The organism is Bacillus sp. CH_70, from assembly GCF_038007045.1.
GTDB lineage: Bacteria > Bacillota > Bacilli > Bacillales > Bacillaceae_G > Bacillus_A > Bacillus_A cereus.
Genome location: NZ_JBBOWL010000001.1, coordinates 1,210,929 through 1,227,026, shown reverse-complemented (window position 1 = coordinate 1,227,026; position 16,098 = coordinate 1,210,929). Strand labels below are relative to the sequence as shown.

Below are 16,098 nucleotides of genomic sequence, written 5' to 3'. Positions count from 1 at the left end.
TCTTTAAGCCCTCCTTTAAATATCTCTACTTAAGTACAATTCGTTTTTTCTTATGTAATTCCTTCACAATCATTCTTTATTATATCCCCTTTTCCTCCTCTCATGTTAAAATTTGCCTCAAATAAAGATAGCGCATGTATTAAGCAAATCTCATCATGTTTCATAATTTCCTCCTCTGTTTTTAACATCACTACATCCCTTATTTTTCGGTACGTATAACTTCCCGCTTTATGCAATACACCTATATAGCATAAAAATGTCATATATTCAGTAACTGCCACTTTCCATGTGTGCTGTGAAAAGTACGGAAGTATCCGCCTTTTCGTATACCTTTTTACATAACTACACACATATTGAAGAGAAATACACTCTCCTACTGCAAGCCCCCCTATACACTTCATATATAAAAAAGCTTGCCATATAAATGGGTTTGTTTGAAAAGCAAATCCAGAAGGGAGTGGAACACCAATTTCAGAAGGAAAGCTCGCTGGGGTACATTTAAATTGATATAAGAGGCGTAATAATGACTTATAATTATAATTCCAAATCGGCAGGGCATTTTTGCGGAAGTAGTTCTTTCTCTTCTTCCACTCTTCCCTTAGTATCTCTTTCTCGAAAGGAACGGGAGAAAAAAGCATTTCAAAAGTAGTTTTATCGATTGGTAAATATACAGTATGCGCGAAAAAGATGTTTGTAGAAAATGGAGTGACAAATGCACATTTCATAAATGATTTCTCTTTCGAACAGAAGAAAATAAGAAATGGTTGAGGATAAGATTGTAAGGAGAAAGCCATAAGTGAGGAGAATTTCATCCAATATGCAGATTGCTTTTTCAATTGATTTCCACCAACGATCCAAATGACCTGTATACCAGCTCGCCAATATGAATAGGTTCTTTTGTACAGCTGCTCTATAGCAAGGTTTGCACATTGGTATTCAATTGCAATTTTTCTGCCCGCCCTCTCTACAAAAATATCTGGTCGTTGCTTAATTTCCGGAAGGTAGTACTCTATATCCACCTGAAAGTTTTGACGTTTGAACCATCTATATAACAATTCTTTACCGTGCATATGATACGTTGATTCCGCTTCATAAAAGGCAAGACATGAATCCACTTTTTTATGAGCAAAATGCCAACTTTTTTGTTTCCCTAATTTCATTTGCACTTCCTTTCCACAAGCTACACAAAAGAATCGTTCCTGTTGGCGCATACGGCGCAAAAGCTCTTCATTACAATTATAGAGTAAATGAATTTTTTCTCCGTTTTCTCTTTTAGCTATAAATATCGGAATCACACCCTTTCAGCTCCTTATATTCTACAATTTATTACAAATTCCTTTTAAAAAAGAGATGTCCCAATTTCGGACATCTCTTTTTATAATAATGGCGATAATAACCGGTACGTTGATTCAACAATTCGTCTATGCAGACGCCTTTTATGAAAACGATCGACGTGAATTTCACTGGATTCTTCTAAATCGTCTTTAAAGTCTTGAACAAGTCTTTTAATGCTATCTGTATCATATAAAAAGGCATTTACTTCAAAATTCAAATGAAAACTTCTCATATCCATATTAGCTGTCCCAATTGAAGCTAAATCAGAATCAACGATGACAATTTTACTATGAAGAAAACCTTTTTCGTATTCATATATCTTTACTCCTGCGTCTAAAAGCTCTGGGAAGTACGATCTCGATGCGTAAAAGACAGTACGCTTATCAGGTTTACTCGGCATTAATAAACGAACATCAATACCAGCAAGTGCAGCAACCTTTAATGCGGATAAAATATCATCATCCGGAATAAAATACGGCGTTGCAATCCAAATAGATTTCCGAGCAGACGCAATCATTGCGAAATATAAATGCTTAATCGTTTCCCACTTATTATCGGGGCCGCCTGCGACAAGCTGTACTCCTCCCCAATGATCACCCTCAACTGCTTTTGCTTGTAAATATTCCGGAGCTAGCACAGCCTCTCCAGTCATATAAAACCAATCTTGAAGGAAAATAAGCTGTAAACTTTGAACCGCTTCACCACGTAAATACAAATGCGTGTCTCGCCAAAAGCCAAAATATTTACTTTTTCCTAAATACTCATCACCGATATTTAATCCGCCTACAAACCCTTCGTTCCCATCAATCACAACAATTTTCCTATGATTTCGATAATTAATCTTATCGTTTAAAATCGGAAAGCGCACAGGAAAGAACGGAATCATTTCTACACCTGCATCGTTTAATTCTTCAATATACGATTTCGATAACTTAAAACTTCCAACCGCATCATATAAAAAGCGAACAACAACGCCCTCTTTTGATTTTTGTATTAAAATATCTTTAATTTCTGTTCCTAATTTATCATCACGCACAATGTAATATTCCATATGAATGTGATGTTTCGCTCGTTTTAACCCATTTAAAATGGCCTGAAACGTTTCATCTCCATTTGTTAATGTCCTCGTTTCAGTTTGAAATGAAATATTTAAAGCACCTAATCGATCCGCTAAACGAAATAACAGTTCTTGATGCTTATGATTGCGTAAAATTCGTTCTTCGTAATCTTCATGCCCTTTATATTGTAAAAACGCCTGTTCATCAAGTAACGCCTTCTTTTGAAACATTCTTTTTCTCCGAAAATTTTGCCCAAATAATAAATAAGCAAAGAAGCCAAATACCGGAAAAATCCCTAACACAATTAACCATGTAAGTGTTTTAGATGGATGGCGATTTTCTAAGAAAATAACGCAACCAATTAAAAACGCAGATACTGTAAATAAAATACTAATAATACCTAAAATCGAAACATCTTTTATCCCAATCACATCTGAATAAAATGCTACATCAATAAACATACGTAACGAAACAAATAATGCGAACAATAGCAGGATAAAGAAAATCAGCTTTAACGTATTTTTCATCTCTTACCTCCTAACTAAGAAAGCTTTCCTATTCTTCATATAAAAAGCCGATTTCATACTACAGAAATCGGCCTACGTTTTAGCAGGAAAATTATTGCGAATCGTTTCAAGCGCATGCTCTTTCACAATTTGTTTTCCATACTCACTTACACGATGAATTGTTAAAGTTGATTCTTCCCCATATTCTAAAACAATACTTAAAATACGATCGATTTCTTCTTCATCATGTAGCACTTCATCGAATTCCACATATACATAATAGCGGTCCTCAAATGAATACAGCTCATCTTTTATATCTTCAAAGATAAGACGATGACTTAATGAAATGACATCTTCAAAATCATTAAATTTAATTAAAAAGCCAAACGTACCATCTTCATTAAAGTTTGTTCCTGTTTGTTCTTCTACCTCTTCGACTAACTCTTGTTGGAATAATGATTCAATGCCTTCATCTAGAGGAATATCTATAATTTTGTCTACCCCTATCGGTAGTTCCAGCTTTTGCCCATCCTTTGAAAGCTCTGCTTTCGTGACAAGTACTTCAATCCCTTTATCGACTGCTTGCACTTGGATCCATAACGGCCCATCAATAAAGAAATCGTCATGATCACGAGCTTCGTCCATCATCTCCCAAAAGAGCTCTTCACTTCGTTCGCGATCATACCAAATTTCTTCACGATTAAATCCTCTATCCTCTATATCAATGTACGTAATAAAAAATTTCATCGTATGATCATTAATTCTTTCAATATCCAAAATACAACTCTCCCTTCCTGCTTAGAATTGTTATGAAGGGATTCCCCACTCATATGACAAATCAATAGATTCTTGTACTCTCATTTTATGATAAGATTCTCCAGAATGGAAATAAAATCGATTTATTTTACAAAAATAGTTATATGCCTATCTTTACTCGATCAACTACATAAATATATTATTATAGCGATTTCTTACTTACAAAAAATTTGGACATACATTTCCACATTCCCCCGTACACTGTAATAAGGTGAAACTTCTATTAGAAGAGATTATTTAACAACAACTTTCTTCATCACATACATACAGTTCGCTTATTAAAACATCATAAATGGAGGCAGACGAATGGACTTAGAGTTTTTAACATCCGTACTAATGATTGTCGGTATCGATGTTGTATTAGGTGGTGACAATGCAATCGTCATCGCACTAGCTAGCCGAAATTTACCTGAATCGAAACGAAATAAAGCTATTTTGATCGGTACTCTTTTAGCAATCGTACTAAGAATTGTCCTTACTATACTAGCTGTCTATTTACTCGACATTCCATTTCTACAATTGATTGGCGGGGTTTTACTTACATTAATTGCAGTCAATTTATTAACTGATGATAGCAACGACCTTTCTGCCATTCAAGGAAAAACAACTTTATTTCAAGCTGTACGAACAATTGTTTTCGCGGATCTCGTTATGGGGTTTGATAATGTTATTGCCATTGCAGGTGCAGCTCACGGGAGATTTTTACTCGTCATAATCGGCTTACTCATTTCTATCCCTATTATTATTTGGGGCAGTAAACTTATTTTAATACTTATGGAACGATTTCCATTCCTCATTTATTGCGGTGCAGCAATTCTTGCCTATACTGCAGGGAAAATGGTTACACATGAAGACAGACTTGCAATCTTTTTTCATAACAACCCAAGTTTCACCGCAAGCATTCCTTATTTGTTCATTTTCACTATTTTATGCATCGGCTTTATCGTAAAACAAGTTCGATTACGCAATGTGAAACATTAAAAAAAACCTTCTACTATATAATAGGTAGAAGGTTTTCATATTATTATAATTAATTCACAAGACGTTGTGCTTCACGTAATTGGAACGTTCTTACTGTACGTGGTAAGAAACGACGAATTTCGTCTTCGTTGTAACCAACTTGAAGACGTTTCTCGTCAATCATAATTGGACGACGTAAAATTCCTGGATAGTCACGAATCATCTTATATAAATCTTGAAGTGGTAAAGACTCTAAGTTTACATTCAATTCTTGGAAAACTTTCGAACGAGTAGAAATAATCTCATCCGTTCCGCTTTCTGTCATACGTAAAATCTCTTTAATTTCCTCAATCGTTAATGGATCTGAGAAGATATTACGTTCTGTATAGGGAATATGATTTTCCTCTAGCCATAATTTCGCCTTTCTACAAGACGTACAGCTTGGAGAACTATATAATGTTACCATACAAAGCTCACTCTCCTTAAAGAGTACAAATTCTGTACTACATACAGTTTTAATTTCTAACTTCAGCAATTTTTCGCGATAACTTGTCTTATTGAAAAGTACAAAAATCGCATTTCATGTAAGCAACAACTTATAATAAACAACAATTACTTTTAATAAGTAACTTCTATAATCATTATACAATAGATTTTGCAAGAAATATACAGCAAATTTCCTGCTAGTTGAGAAAACTCTTCCGTGTATTTCACTGCTATGTAACATGATTACGCTCACTTCAGCTGTACTTTAACAATAACTTTCAATCCTTTTACTACTCACTTCTCATAGATTTTTCATATAATATATAGTTATTTATCTATAATCTTCCCTATGAAAAAGAGAACGTTTTCTTACTTTTTCTTGATAAATCAATTAAGAAATGTAAGACTATACAAATGAGAATAAAAAGGAACATTTGTTCTTATTTTAACAAATATCCTTCCTCCTGTCTACACGATTTCTAAAGTAAATTAAATATTTTTCTGACATTTCTTTCTTTTTCATTTTTTATCTCATACAATAAACATACAGACAGGCAAAGGGGGAGTTTTCAAATGATTGCTTTTTTTATTGATTTTATTACGGTTGCTGCCCTCATCATCGGAATAACAGCATTGATTGGTGTCATTACAAATAGCATCGGCGAAAAGCTCTTTGGTGGAAAAGAAAAAATGAAGTTTGTTAACAAAAGTTTGGATGTACAATCTGGCTGGAACCAAGTTGGCGGAAAAGGCATTTATAAGAAACGAACGTATTAAAAAAAAGCAGGCGATCACCTGCTTTTTTTCTTATTTCTCTACTGACGCCCATTTAAAGCTTAAATCGCCGCCATATTTATGGTTATACATATTTTTAATTGAATCTCTTTGTAAATATGCTCTACCACGTTGATATACTGGAACGATCGCAGCATCATCAAGTAACATTTTTTCTGCTTCTAATAAGTTCTTCCAACGAGCATTTACATCGCTTCCATCTTTTTTCGCCTTCATAATGATTTCATCGTATTTTGGATTAGAGTACTTCATCTTATTTTGTGACCCATCTGTTACAAACATATCAAGATATGTAATTGGATCTGGGAAGTCCGCACTCCATCCAGAGAATGACATGACATAATCGCCCGCATCTTCTAATTTTAGTTTTTGTGCGAATGGTTGTTGTTTAATTTTTACTGTTAAACCTGGTAAATTCTTTTCTAATTCACCTTTTAAATATTCACCAGTTTTCTTTGATAACTCTACATCTTCATTTAATAATTCTAATTCGATTTCATTTTTACCAAGTTCTTTTTTACCAGCTTCCCAATATTTCTTCGCTTCTTTCACGTTCGGTTTTACAATATCCCCGTTTACAGCACGGAAATCTTTTTTATCTGGTCCTTTAATGAAGTTATCAGGAATTAATCCTGTCGCTGGCTTAGAACCGTTGTTTAATAATGTATCCACGAATGGCTTACGGTCAAAAGCAAGTGAAATTGCTTTACGAATATTTTTATTTGCTAAAGCTGGATCTTTTTGATTTAAACGTAGGAAGAATACAGATGTATCTTCTACTGTTTGGAAATCTGGTTTTCCTTTATATTTATCGATAAACTCCGCTAATAACGACGCTCGATCAATTGCATTTGTTTCATATAAGTTAATTGGCGTAGATGTATCTTTTACAATATTAAAGTTTACTTCTTCAATCTTCACTTCTTTATTGTCCCAATATGATGGGTTCTTTGTCATTTTAAAGCTACGTTCATGCTGCCAATCGCTTAATGTAAATGGTCCGTTATAAAGTGTAGTATTTGCTTCTAAACCAAACTTTGCACCTTGCTCTTTAACAAATTTCTCATTCACAGGATAGAAGATTGGATATACCATTAAATCTACAAGATATGGAATGGAATTGTCTAATTCAACTTCTAATGTGTAATCATCAATTGCTTTTACACCTAGTTGATCAGGACTCATCTCTTTTTTATTAATTTTCTCTGCATTTTTTATATCGTACATAATATAAGCTGATTTCGCAGCTGTATCTGGATTAATCGCTCTTTGCCATGCGTATACGAAATCTTTCGCTGTCACAGGCTCACCGTTTGACCATTTCGCGTCTTCACGTAACTTAAACGTATACTTTTTACCGTCTTCTGACTTTTTAAATTCCTTCGCTACACCTGGAACTAGCTTATCATCTTTTCCTAAACTGTATAAGCCTTCCATCGTATTGTTCATTACTCTTGAAGAAACTGCGTCAGCTGATAATGCTGTGTCCATCGTTGGAATTTCTTGTGTTTCAATTAAGTTAATAACTTGCTTCGCACCGCTTTTCCCGCTATCCCCTTTTGCGTTTGCTTGCGGTTCATCTTTTTGATAGCTACATGCCCCTAACATCATGCTCATCGCTACTGTTGATGCTACAAAAACTGGTATCTTTTTTTTCATACTTCCACCCTCCAAAAAAATGTTAGCCCTTTCATTTTCAAACAGAAAGAAATATATATATGTTCTAATAATTCATATTATACACACAAATATATTTTTTGTATATTTATATTTCTATTTCATTAAAATTTCCTGTTAAAAAATAAATCTTTGTAAACGTTTCATATTGCTGATTATTCTTACTAAAGTGTTAAAAACAATATTTTTTATACTTTTCTAAATTATCAGAGAAAAATGAATTTTATATTTTATAATACTTTATGTATAATTATCCCAACCTTTTTAACATAAAATAGCAGTCCCTTCATATTAAAAATATGTAGGCTAAAATGAGTGCAAAGGATAAGAAAGTATGTTACGATACATTTTGCTAAAAATAGATATCGGTAAAGAGGGGACGGACATGACAGCAATTCAGGAAAAAAATGGGCCGACAGAGAAATTAAGTTTATTCTTATTAACATGGCCTATTTTTCTAGAAGTTTTTCTTTTTATGTTGATGGGGATCGCTGATACTTTCATGTTAAGTGTATTATCAGACGATGCTGTATCTGGGGTTGGTGCAGCGAATCAATATCTCCATATTGCGATTTTGGTATTAGAAGTCATCGGGAACGGCGCTGCTATCGTTGTATCTCAATACCTCGGTTCCAGACGCTTTATGGAAGCATCTAAAATATCAGCATTAGCCGTCACATTAAATTTAATAGTTGGGCTCGTTATAAGCGCTGGTTTTCTTTTATTTTCGAAACATATGATGCTCGCAATGAACTTACAAGGCGATGTACTAACGTATGCGCAAAACTACTTATCTATCGTCGGAGGAGCTATCTTCCTGCAAGCTATCATTAACTCATTAGCCGCAATTATCCGTGTACATGGTTTTACAAAGCAAGCGATGTTTATTTCACTCGGAATGAATATTATTCATATCGCTGGAAACTACGTACTCATTTTCGGAAAATTTGGTTTCCCTGAGCTCGGTGTACAAGGGGCTGCAATTTCTTCCGCTATCAGTCGATTGATTGCACTTATTGTTTTCTTCTGGTTACTATACCGCGTTATGGAATATCGCGTGAAATTACAATATTACTTCACCTTATCCAAAGAATACATTGGGAAAATTTTAAAAATCGGTATTCCATCTGCATTTGAACAAGTGATGTATCAAGCTTGTCAAATCGTCTTCCTTTATTACGCAACGTACTTAGGAACGGAATCATTAGCTGCTAGACAATACGCTACTAACATTTCCATGTTCACTTATTTATTTGCAATTGCGATTGGTATGGGAACAGCCATTATTATTGGCCGCCTTGTTGGTGGTGGCGAAAAGGATGAAGCATACGAACGCTTGTGGAAAAGTGTAAAATGGGCGATTGGTGTAACTCTATGTATGGTCGCTCTCGTTATTACATTCCGTACACAATTAATGGGACTGTTTACAGATAATCCGCACATTATCGGGTTAGGCGCAAGTGTTCTTTTACTAAGTGTACTACTTGAAACGGGACGTACGATGAATATCGTCATCATTAATTCGCTTCGAGCAGCTGGCGATGCAAAATATCCTGTTTTAATCGGTGCATTCTCTATGGTGTTAATGAGTTTACCACTAGGTTACTTTTTCGCCTTTCATTTAGATATGGGGCTCGTTGGTATTTGGCTAGCGATCGCCATCGACGAATGGACGCGTGCCATTATTATGTTCTTCCGCTGGAAAAGCAGGGCGTGGGAACGTTACGCACTTGTGAAACCAGAAGAGCAAGACGAGATTGGTTCTGTTCAGGCACAGTAGTACTTGTTTGATCATGATGTATTTATTAATAAATGCAATTTATATCGACTTACCGACAACTCATTTATATAGTATAGAAAAAAGCCATCCTTCCTTAATGGAAGAATGGCTTTTTTTATTATTGATAAATCTCTTTATATTTCTTATACTCTGCTTCAGAACATAGTACGAAATGTCCTGGGCGAATTTCACGCATTGTTGGCACTTCGCTACCGTAATCATGCTGCGATGGATCGTATACGATACGTTTACGATTGCGCTCATAATCTGGATCTGGTAGCGGAATTGCTGATAATAGTGATTTCGTATATGGATGAACTGGATTCGCATATAACTCTTCACTTGTTGTTAGCTCAACGATTTGACCACGGTACATTACACCGATGCGGTCACTAATGTATTTTACCATTGATAAATCATGGGCAATGAATAAGTATGTTAGACCTTTTTCTTTTTGTAGCTTTTTCAGTAAGTTTACAACTTGCGCCTGAATCGATACGTCAAGTGCTGAGATCGGCTCATCCGCAATGATAAATTCTGGTTCTACAGCAAGCGCTCGAGCGATACCGATACGCTGACGTTGTCCACCTGAGAATTCGTGCGGGAAACGGTTCGCGTGCTCTTTATTTAAACCAACTGTGTTTAATAGTTCATGAACACGGTCCATGCGCTCTTTTTTACTTTTCGCTAATCCGTGAATATCAATACCTTCTGCGATAATATCCCCTACTGTCATACGAGGATTTAATGATGCGTATGGATCTTGGAAAATCATTTGCATTTTACGGTTGAATTTCTTCAATTCTGCGCGTGATTTCTTACCATGTACGTTTTCACCATCGAACAATACTTCACCAGCAGTTGCATCATATAAACGAATAATCGTTCTTCCAGTAGTTGATTTACCACAACCTGATTCTCCTACAAGACCAAATGTTTCTCCGCGGTAAATATCAAATGAAATATCATTAACCGCTTTGACAACACCACCACTCACGTCGAAGTGCTGCTTTACATTTTTTACTTCAATTAATTTCTCACGTTGTTTAGTCATGTTGTTCACCTGCTTTCATTTGAAGAATACGTTTTTCAACGACTGCCGGCGGTTTTACCTCTGGAGCTTGCTCGTGAAGTAACCAAGTTGCCGCATAGTGTGTATCACTTACTTTAAATAAAGGTGGGTCCATTTCAAAATCAATTTTTAGTGCCTGTGGGTTACGTGGTGCAAAAGCATCACCCTTTGGCGGCTTTAATAAATCCGGAGGCGTTCCAGGAATTGCATATAACTCTTCCTCTGAGCCATCTAAACTTGGCATAGATGCGATTAAGCCCCAAGTATATGGATGTTTCGGATTATAGAAAATTTCATCTACAGTTCCAATTTCAACAACTTTACCAGCGTACATAACTGCCACTCGGTCAGCAACGTTTGCTACTACACCTAAGTCATGCGTAATGAAAATAATTGCCGCTTCTGTTTTTTGCTGAATGTCTTTCATAAGTTCTAAAATTTGCGCCTGAATCGTAACGTCTAGCGCTGTTGTCGGCTCATCGGCAATTAATAATTTCGGGTTACAAGCTAACGCCATCGCAATAACTACACGCTGTCTCATACCACCTGAGAATTGGTGAGGATATTGTTTTAAACGAGCTTCTGGATTTGGAATACCTACAAGGTCGATTAATTCTAACGCAACTTTACGTGCGTCTGCTTTACTCATCCCTTGGTGTTTAATAAGGCCTTCCATAATTTGATTTCCAATTGTCATCGTTGGGTTTAATGATGTCATTGGATCTTGGAAAATCATCGCGATATCTTTACCACGTACTTGCTGCATTTCTTTTTCTGTTAATTTCGTTAAGTCACGACCTTCAAATACGATCTCACCATTTTTAATGCGTCCAGGAGGATTCGGAATTAATCCCATTAACGCTTTAGAAGTAACTGATTTCCCTGAACCAGATTCTCCTACAATCGCCAATGTCTCTCCTTTTTTCAAATCAAAAGTAACGCCGCGTACAGCTTGTACTTCACCTGCATGTGTATCAAAGGAGACTTGTAAATCTTTTACCTCTAACAATGTTTTCATCTTTGCCTCTCCCCTCTTTTACTTACGCATTTTTGGATCTAACGCGTCGCGTAATCCGTCTGCCATTAAGTTAAACGCTAAAATTAATATACTGATGACAACCGCAGGGATGAACATCATATGCGGATACGTTTGAATAGATTTATAACCATCATTTACAAGAGAACCTAGTGACGCAAATGGTGGCTGAATTCCTAAACCGATGAAACTTAAGAACGCTTCACCAAACACCGCTGATGGAATTGTAAACATTGTCATTACGATAATAGGTCCCATTACGTTTGGAATTAAATGTTTCACAATTAATTGTGTATTTGTTGCACCTAATGTACGAGATGCTAATACATATTCTTGGTTTTTTAATTTCAGGATTTGTCCACGAACGATACGCGACATCCCTATCCAACCTGTAATTGCCATTGCGAGTGTAATTGACCATATACCAGATCCCATAATGATTACCATTAAGATAACGATGATTAAGTATGGAATACCGTTAATAATCTCCATAATACGTTGCATAATATTATCTACTCTGCCGCCATAAAACGCTGAAATACCTCCGTATGCAACCCCAATTACTAAGTCAATTGCTGCTGCTAAAAGAGCGATATATAATGATACGCGTGTACCTTCCCATGTTCTTGTCCATAAATCACGACCAAGATCATCTGTACCAAACCAGAAGTACTCTTTAATATCACGTTTTTCATATTGGTCAACACCATATTGATCTGTACCGTCAAATGGTAACCAATGAACATTTTCAATAACAGGAATTTTCGGTGGCATTTTCGCACGACCTAAATCTTGCTCTTTATACGAGTGTTTACTTACCATCGGTCCAAAAATCGCTAGTAATATAATAAGACTTAATAATACGAAACCAATCATCGCACCTTTATGTTGGAATAAACGTCTTCTTACATCTTGCCAAAACGTTAAGCTTGGACGGGCAATGACTTCATTATCAACATTATTTTGATTGGCTTGTTGAAATAAATCTGGAGATAATTTTTGTACATCTTTCATCATTTTTTCCCTCCCGCTAAACGAATACGAGGATCAATAATTCCGTATAAAATATCGACAATGAAAATAACTAAAATGAAGATCGCACTATAGAAAATCGTAGTTCCCATAATAACTGTATAGTCATTCACTGTAATAGATTTAACGAATTGTTCCCCAAGTCCTGGTACAGCATAAATTTGCTCGATAACAAGTGTTCCTGTAATTAATGCCGCAACCATTGGTCCTAAAATTGTTACTACTGGAATTAATGCGTTACGAAGTGCGTGTTTGACAATGATAACGCCTTGGCTAATTCCTTTAGCTTTTGCTGTTAAAATGTAATCGGCTTGCATAACTTCAATTAATTCTGCACGAGAGAAACGTGCGATTGTTGCGATAACTGCCATCGATAAAGCAATTGTAGGCATTACTGTAAACTCTGGTCCTTTCCAGAACGCTACTGGGAACCAACCAAGTTTTACCCCTACGAAATATTGTAGTAAAGCGGCGAATACGAATGATGGTACCGACATCCCGAGTACGGAAATAATTGTCGCTCCATAATCGACCCACGTATTGTTACGAAGTGCCGCAACGATTCCTAAAATTAAACCGATAAATGTTCCTAATATAATCGCTTGTAAACCAAGCTGTGCTGATGGTCCAATACGATCCACAATCATATCTGTTACTGGACGGTTATCATATTGGAATGATACCCCTAAATCACCTTTTGCTAAGTTACCTAAGTAACGTGCGTATTGAACTGGTACCGGATCATTCAATCCGTATTTTTCAAGAATGATTTCTTTTTGTGCCGGTGATAGCTTCTCCTGGTTTTTAAGCGGAGAACCCGGAAGTAATTTCATCAAAAAGAAAGTCAGCGTAGTAATTAAAAATAATGTCAAAGCCATGTACACGAAACGTTTTAATACATAACGTCCCATAGTCAAGCACCTCCCCGTTTTTCTCAAAAGCAATAAGATAGTTTAAAATATTCTTACTTTTATTTTTTTAAAATAAGAGCATATGCCCATCATAGGCATATACCCCTGTAAACGATGGAAAAAAAGATTATTTTTGTTCAACAGATGCCCATTTGTAAGTTAATCTACCACCATAGTTGATTGGTATAATATCTTTTACAGCATCTTTTACTATATATGCTGAACCTTTTTGGAAGATTGGAGTGATAACTGCATCCTCTTTAATTAACATCTTCTCTACTTCTAAAAGGTTGTTCCAGCGTGCTTGTAAATCTTTTGTATCTGTTTTAGCTTTTAGAATTAACTCATCATATTTCTGATTAGAATACCCTGTTTTATTTTGAGAACCATTTGTAACAAACATATCTAAATATGAGATTGGATCTGGGAAATCTGGGCCCCAAATACCAAACGCAATATCATATTGCTGAGAATCTTCTAATTTATTTTTTTGTGCAAATGGCTGCTGTTTAATTTTAATTGATAAACCAGGTAAGTTTTTTTCCATCTCACCTTTTAAGAATTCACCAACCTTTTTTGCATCTTCATTATCAAAGTTTAAGAATTCTAGTTCGATTTTATCAGTGCCAAGCTCTTTCTTCGCTGTTTCCCAAAGCTTTTTCGCTTCTTTTGGATTCGTTTCAACTAGCTTTCCATTTTCAGCTCGGAAATCTTTTTTATTCGGACCTTCAGCGAAATCTTTTCCAACAAATCCATAAGCTCCAATCGCACCATTATTTAAAATAACTTTCGCAATGTTATCACGATCAAAGGACATTGAAATTGCTTTTCTTAAGTTTTTATTACTTAAGTATTGATTACTTTGATTAAATCTTAGGTAAGCAACCCCTGCTTCTTTTCTTGTGTGGAATTCTGAGCTTTGTCTAAACTTATCAACAAATTCTGAAGTTAGAGCCGCACGATCAATCGAGTTTGTCTCATATAAATTTACATCAGTTGACGTATTTTTTACAATATTAAAGTTAATCTCTTCGATTTTAACCGTTTTATTATCCCAATATGATGGGTTCTTCTTAAACTGGAAGCTTTGCTCATGTTTCCAATCACTCATAACAAATGGTCCATTATATAATGTTGTATTTGCCTCTAACCCAAACTTATCACCTTGTGCTTTTACAAAGTTTTCATTTAGTGGGTAAAATACCGGATAAACTGTTAAATCAACAAAGTAAGGAACGGGATTGTCTAATTCCACTTCTAATGTATAATCATCAATCGCTTTTACACCTAATTGGTCAGCAGGTAATTCTTTTTTATGAATTTTCTCTGCATTTTTAATATCAAACATAATGTACGAATACGTCGCTTTTGTATCTGGATTTACTGCTCTTTTCCATGAATACACAAAGTCTTTTGCTGTTACAGGCTCCCCATTCGACCATTTTGCATCTTTTCTTAATTTAAATATGTATTTCTTTCCGTCATCTAGCTTTTGAACATCTTCTGCAATTCCAGGCACTCTCTTTTGATCTTTGCCGATACGATATAAACCTTCCATCGTATTATTTAATGCTGTAGAAGATGCAGAGTCAGATGCTAGCGATGCATCCATTGACGGAATTTCAGATAACTCTGTTAAATTAAGAACCTGCTTTCCGTTACTACTACTCGTAGTGTTTTCTTTCCCTTTTGCTTTTGCGTCATCTTTTTGGTAGCTACACGCACCCAGCAACATACTTGCAGTTAAAGTCGATGCAAGTAATAACGGTATCTTTTTCTTCATGTTGTGTTGCCTCCCCTAATTGCACTTCCTGTACCCTCACTTGTTAAAAAGTAGAATTGAAAGAATAATCTCCAAGTTTCTACAATTTTCATTATACATATAATATAACAATTGTGAATATAGTTTTTTGTTTTTTTGTTAAAATTTTTAATAAAATGTTTATATTTTTATTTTTTTGTAAAGGGATACGTTAACATTGATACCATCATCTTGAAATCAGACCTTTAATTGCGTATAATTTTCAAAAAATTAATTCTAGTACATATTATAGCTTTTATAGTATAATAATTCTAGTAATATTTTGACGGAGGGGAACATTTTGAATAAAGTTTTTTTTCATACTTGTATACTAATTTTCATAGCGATAATCGCTTCTAGTATTGGCGCATTCCTCATTTCATCGCAATTTTTGTTGAATTTTGTCAACATCTTGTTTTATATTGCACTGTTTTTTATTCTTATCGGCGGTTTTTTATACATATTTCAAAATGGTTTTTTCAATGTAACCATTTACGCATTCCAAAGAGTATTTGGTACGAATAAAAAGATTGACTCTTTAATTGAAGAAGTCGAGGAACCTACAGATAAGAAAGAACGTATTTATAAAACATATTCATTCAAATGGACATATCCAATTTGTATTACAGGTATCGTTCTTGGGTTGTTCTCGACCCTTATTAGCTTTACTATTTTGATGTAGTTTGCAAACACTATCCCATATGATATAATAATCAGCAAAACATTTTGTTATAAAACTTTAGTTCTTTCATATTAAAAGAGCTCAAGTAACAATAAATAAATTTATATGTATGCGATGATAAAGAAGAGTACATATTGAGGCAATTTCAGAG

General features: G+C 35.1%; 14 protein-coding genes and 1 other annotated feature (1 of these 15 cut by a window edge). Of the genes, 4 read left to right on the top strand and 10 right to left on the bottom strand.

The genetic code is table 11. The annotated features are described in order from the left end of the window. Window positions 1-50 precede the first annotated feature (50 nt). The 3 genes from N2V79_RS06255 to mecA form a co-directional block, all read right to left on the bottom strand. On the bottom strand, window positions 51-1,295 hold the full coding sequence (locus N2V79_RS06255; RefSeq protein ID WP_000612280.1) for a competence protein CoiA: 1,245 nt from the start codon (window positions 1,293-1,295) through the stop codon (window positions 51-53). Between the two features lie 80 nt (window positions 1,296-1,375). Further along, on the bottom strand, window positions 1,376-2,920 hold the full coding sequence (locus tag N2V79_RS06250; protein WP_000799191.1) for a cardiolipin synthase: 1,545 nt from the start codon (window positions 2,918-2,920) through the stop codon (window positions 1,376-1,378). A gap of 72 nt (window positions 2,921-2,992) precedes the next feature. Next, window positions 2,993-3,676 carry an adaptor protein MecA gene (gene mecA, locus N2V79_RS06245; RefSeq protein ID WP_000350715.1) on the bottom strand — a complete coding sequence of 228 codons (684 nt, stop codon included), beginning with the start codon at window positions 3,674-3,676 and terminating at the stop codon, window positions 2,993-2,995. A 345-nt stretch (window positions 3,677-4,021) separates the two neighbouring features. Between mecA and N2V79_RS06240 the strand changes: the two genes are divergently transcribed. Further along, window positions 4,022-4,696: a TerC family protein gene (locus tag N2V79_RS06240; RefSeq protein WP_069355211.1), complete on the top strand. Its 675-nt coding sequence runs from the start codon at window positions 4,022-4,024 to the stop codon at window positions 4,694-4,696. A gap of 49 nt (window positions 4,697-4,745) precedes the next feature. Here the strand turns inward: N2V79_RS06240 and spx are convergent, their stop codons facing one another. Continuing rightward, window positions 4,746-5,141: a transcriptional regulator Spx gene (gene spx, locus N2V79_RS06235; RefSeq protein WP_000258267.1), complete on the bottom strand. Its 396-nt coding sequence runs from the start codon at window positions 5,139-5,141 to the stop codon at window positions 4,746-4,748. A gap of 593 nt (window positions 5,142-5,734) precedes the next feature. On the opposite strand from spx, the gene N2V79_RS06230 reads away from it, so the two are divergent. Beyond that, entirely contained in the window at window positions 5,735-5,938 is a 204-nt protein-coding gene (locus N2V79_RS06230; RefSeq protein ID WP_000559971.1) for a hypothetical protein, read from the top strand. Window positions 5,939-5,968: 30 nt separating this feature from the next. On the opposite strand, the gene N2V79_RS06225 is transcribed toward N2V79_RS06230, so the two are convergent. Next, complete coding sequence (locus N2V79_RS06225; RefSeq protein ID WP_053565020.1) at window positions 5,969-7,615, bottom strand: peptide ABC transporter substrate-binding protein; 1,647 nt, start codon at window positions 7,613-7,615, stop codon at window positions 5,969-5,971. Window positions 7,616-7,967: 352 nt separating this feature from the next. Here N2V79_RS06225 and N2V79_RS06220 point away from each other — a divergent pair, with 352 nt between their 5' ends. Further along, window positions 7,968-9,413, top strand: a complete 1,446-nt coding sequence (locus N2V79_RS06220; RefSeq protein WP_340719709.1) for an MATE family efflux transporter — start codon at window positions 7,968-7,970, stop codon at window positions 9,411-9,413. A gap of 118 nt (window positions 9,414-9,531) precedes the next feature. On the opposite strand, the gene N2V79_RS06215 is transcribed toward N2V79_RS06220, so the two are convergent. From N2V79_RS06215 to N2V79_RS06195, 5 genes are all read right to left on the bottom strand, one after another. Next, on the bottom strand, window positions 9,532-10,467 hold the full coding sequence (locus N2V79_RS06215) for an ABC transporter ATP-binding protein (protein WP_016082471.1): 936 nt from the start codon (window positions 10,465-10,467) through the stop codon (window positions 9,532-9,534). Further along, entirely contained in the window at window positions 10,460-11,503 is a 1,044-nt protein-coding gene (locus tag N2V79_RS06210; RefSeq protein WP_000854346.1) for an ABC transporter ATP-binding protein, read from the bottom strand. The genes N2V79_RS06215 and N2V79_RS06210 overlap by 8 nt, the downstream gene beginning before the upstream one ends. 18 nt (window positions 11,504-11,521) lie before the next feature. Beyond that, window positions 11,522-12,538: an oligopeptide ABC transporter permease gene (opp3C, locus tag N2V79_RS06205; protein WP_000974103.1), complete on the bottom strand. Its 1,017-nt coding sequence runs from the start codon at window positions 12,536-12,538 to the stop codon at window positions 11,522-11,524. Continuing rightward, window positions 12,535-13,464 (bottom strand): oligopeptide ABC transporter permease, encoded by a 930-nt coding sequence (gene opp3b, locus N2V79_RS06200; protein ID WP_000534166.1) that lies wholly within the window; start codon window positions 13,462-13,464, stop codon window positions 12,535-12,537. The genes opp3C and opp3b overlap by 4 nt, the downstream gene beginning before the upstream one ends. A gap of 127 nt (window positions 13,465-13,591) precedes the next feature. Beyond that, on the bottom strand, window positions 13,592-15,247 hold the full coding sequence (locus N2V79_RS06195; protein ID WP_000727213.1) for a peptide ABC transporter substrate-binding protein: 1,656 nt from the start codon (window positions 15,245-15,247) through the stop codon (window positions 13,592-13,594). 319 nt (window positions 15,248-15,566) lie between these two features. Between N2V79_RS06195 and N2V79_RS06190 the strand changes: the two genes are divergently transcribed. After that, window positions 15,567-15,947, top strand: a complete 381-nt coding sequence (locus N2V79_RS06190) for a DUF3899 domain-containing protein (RefSeq protein WP_001044985.1) — start codon at window positions 15,567-15,569, stop codon at window positions 15,945-15,947. Between the two features lie 105 nt (window positions 15,948-16,052). Then, window positions 16,053-16,098, top strand: a binding site (T-box leader) (it continues 171 nt past the right edge of the window).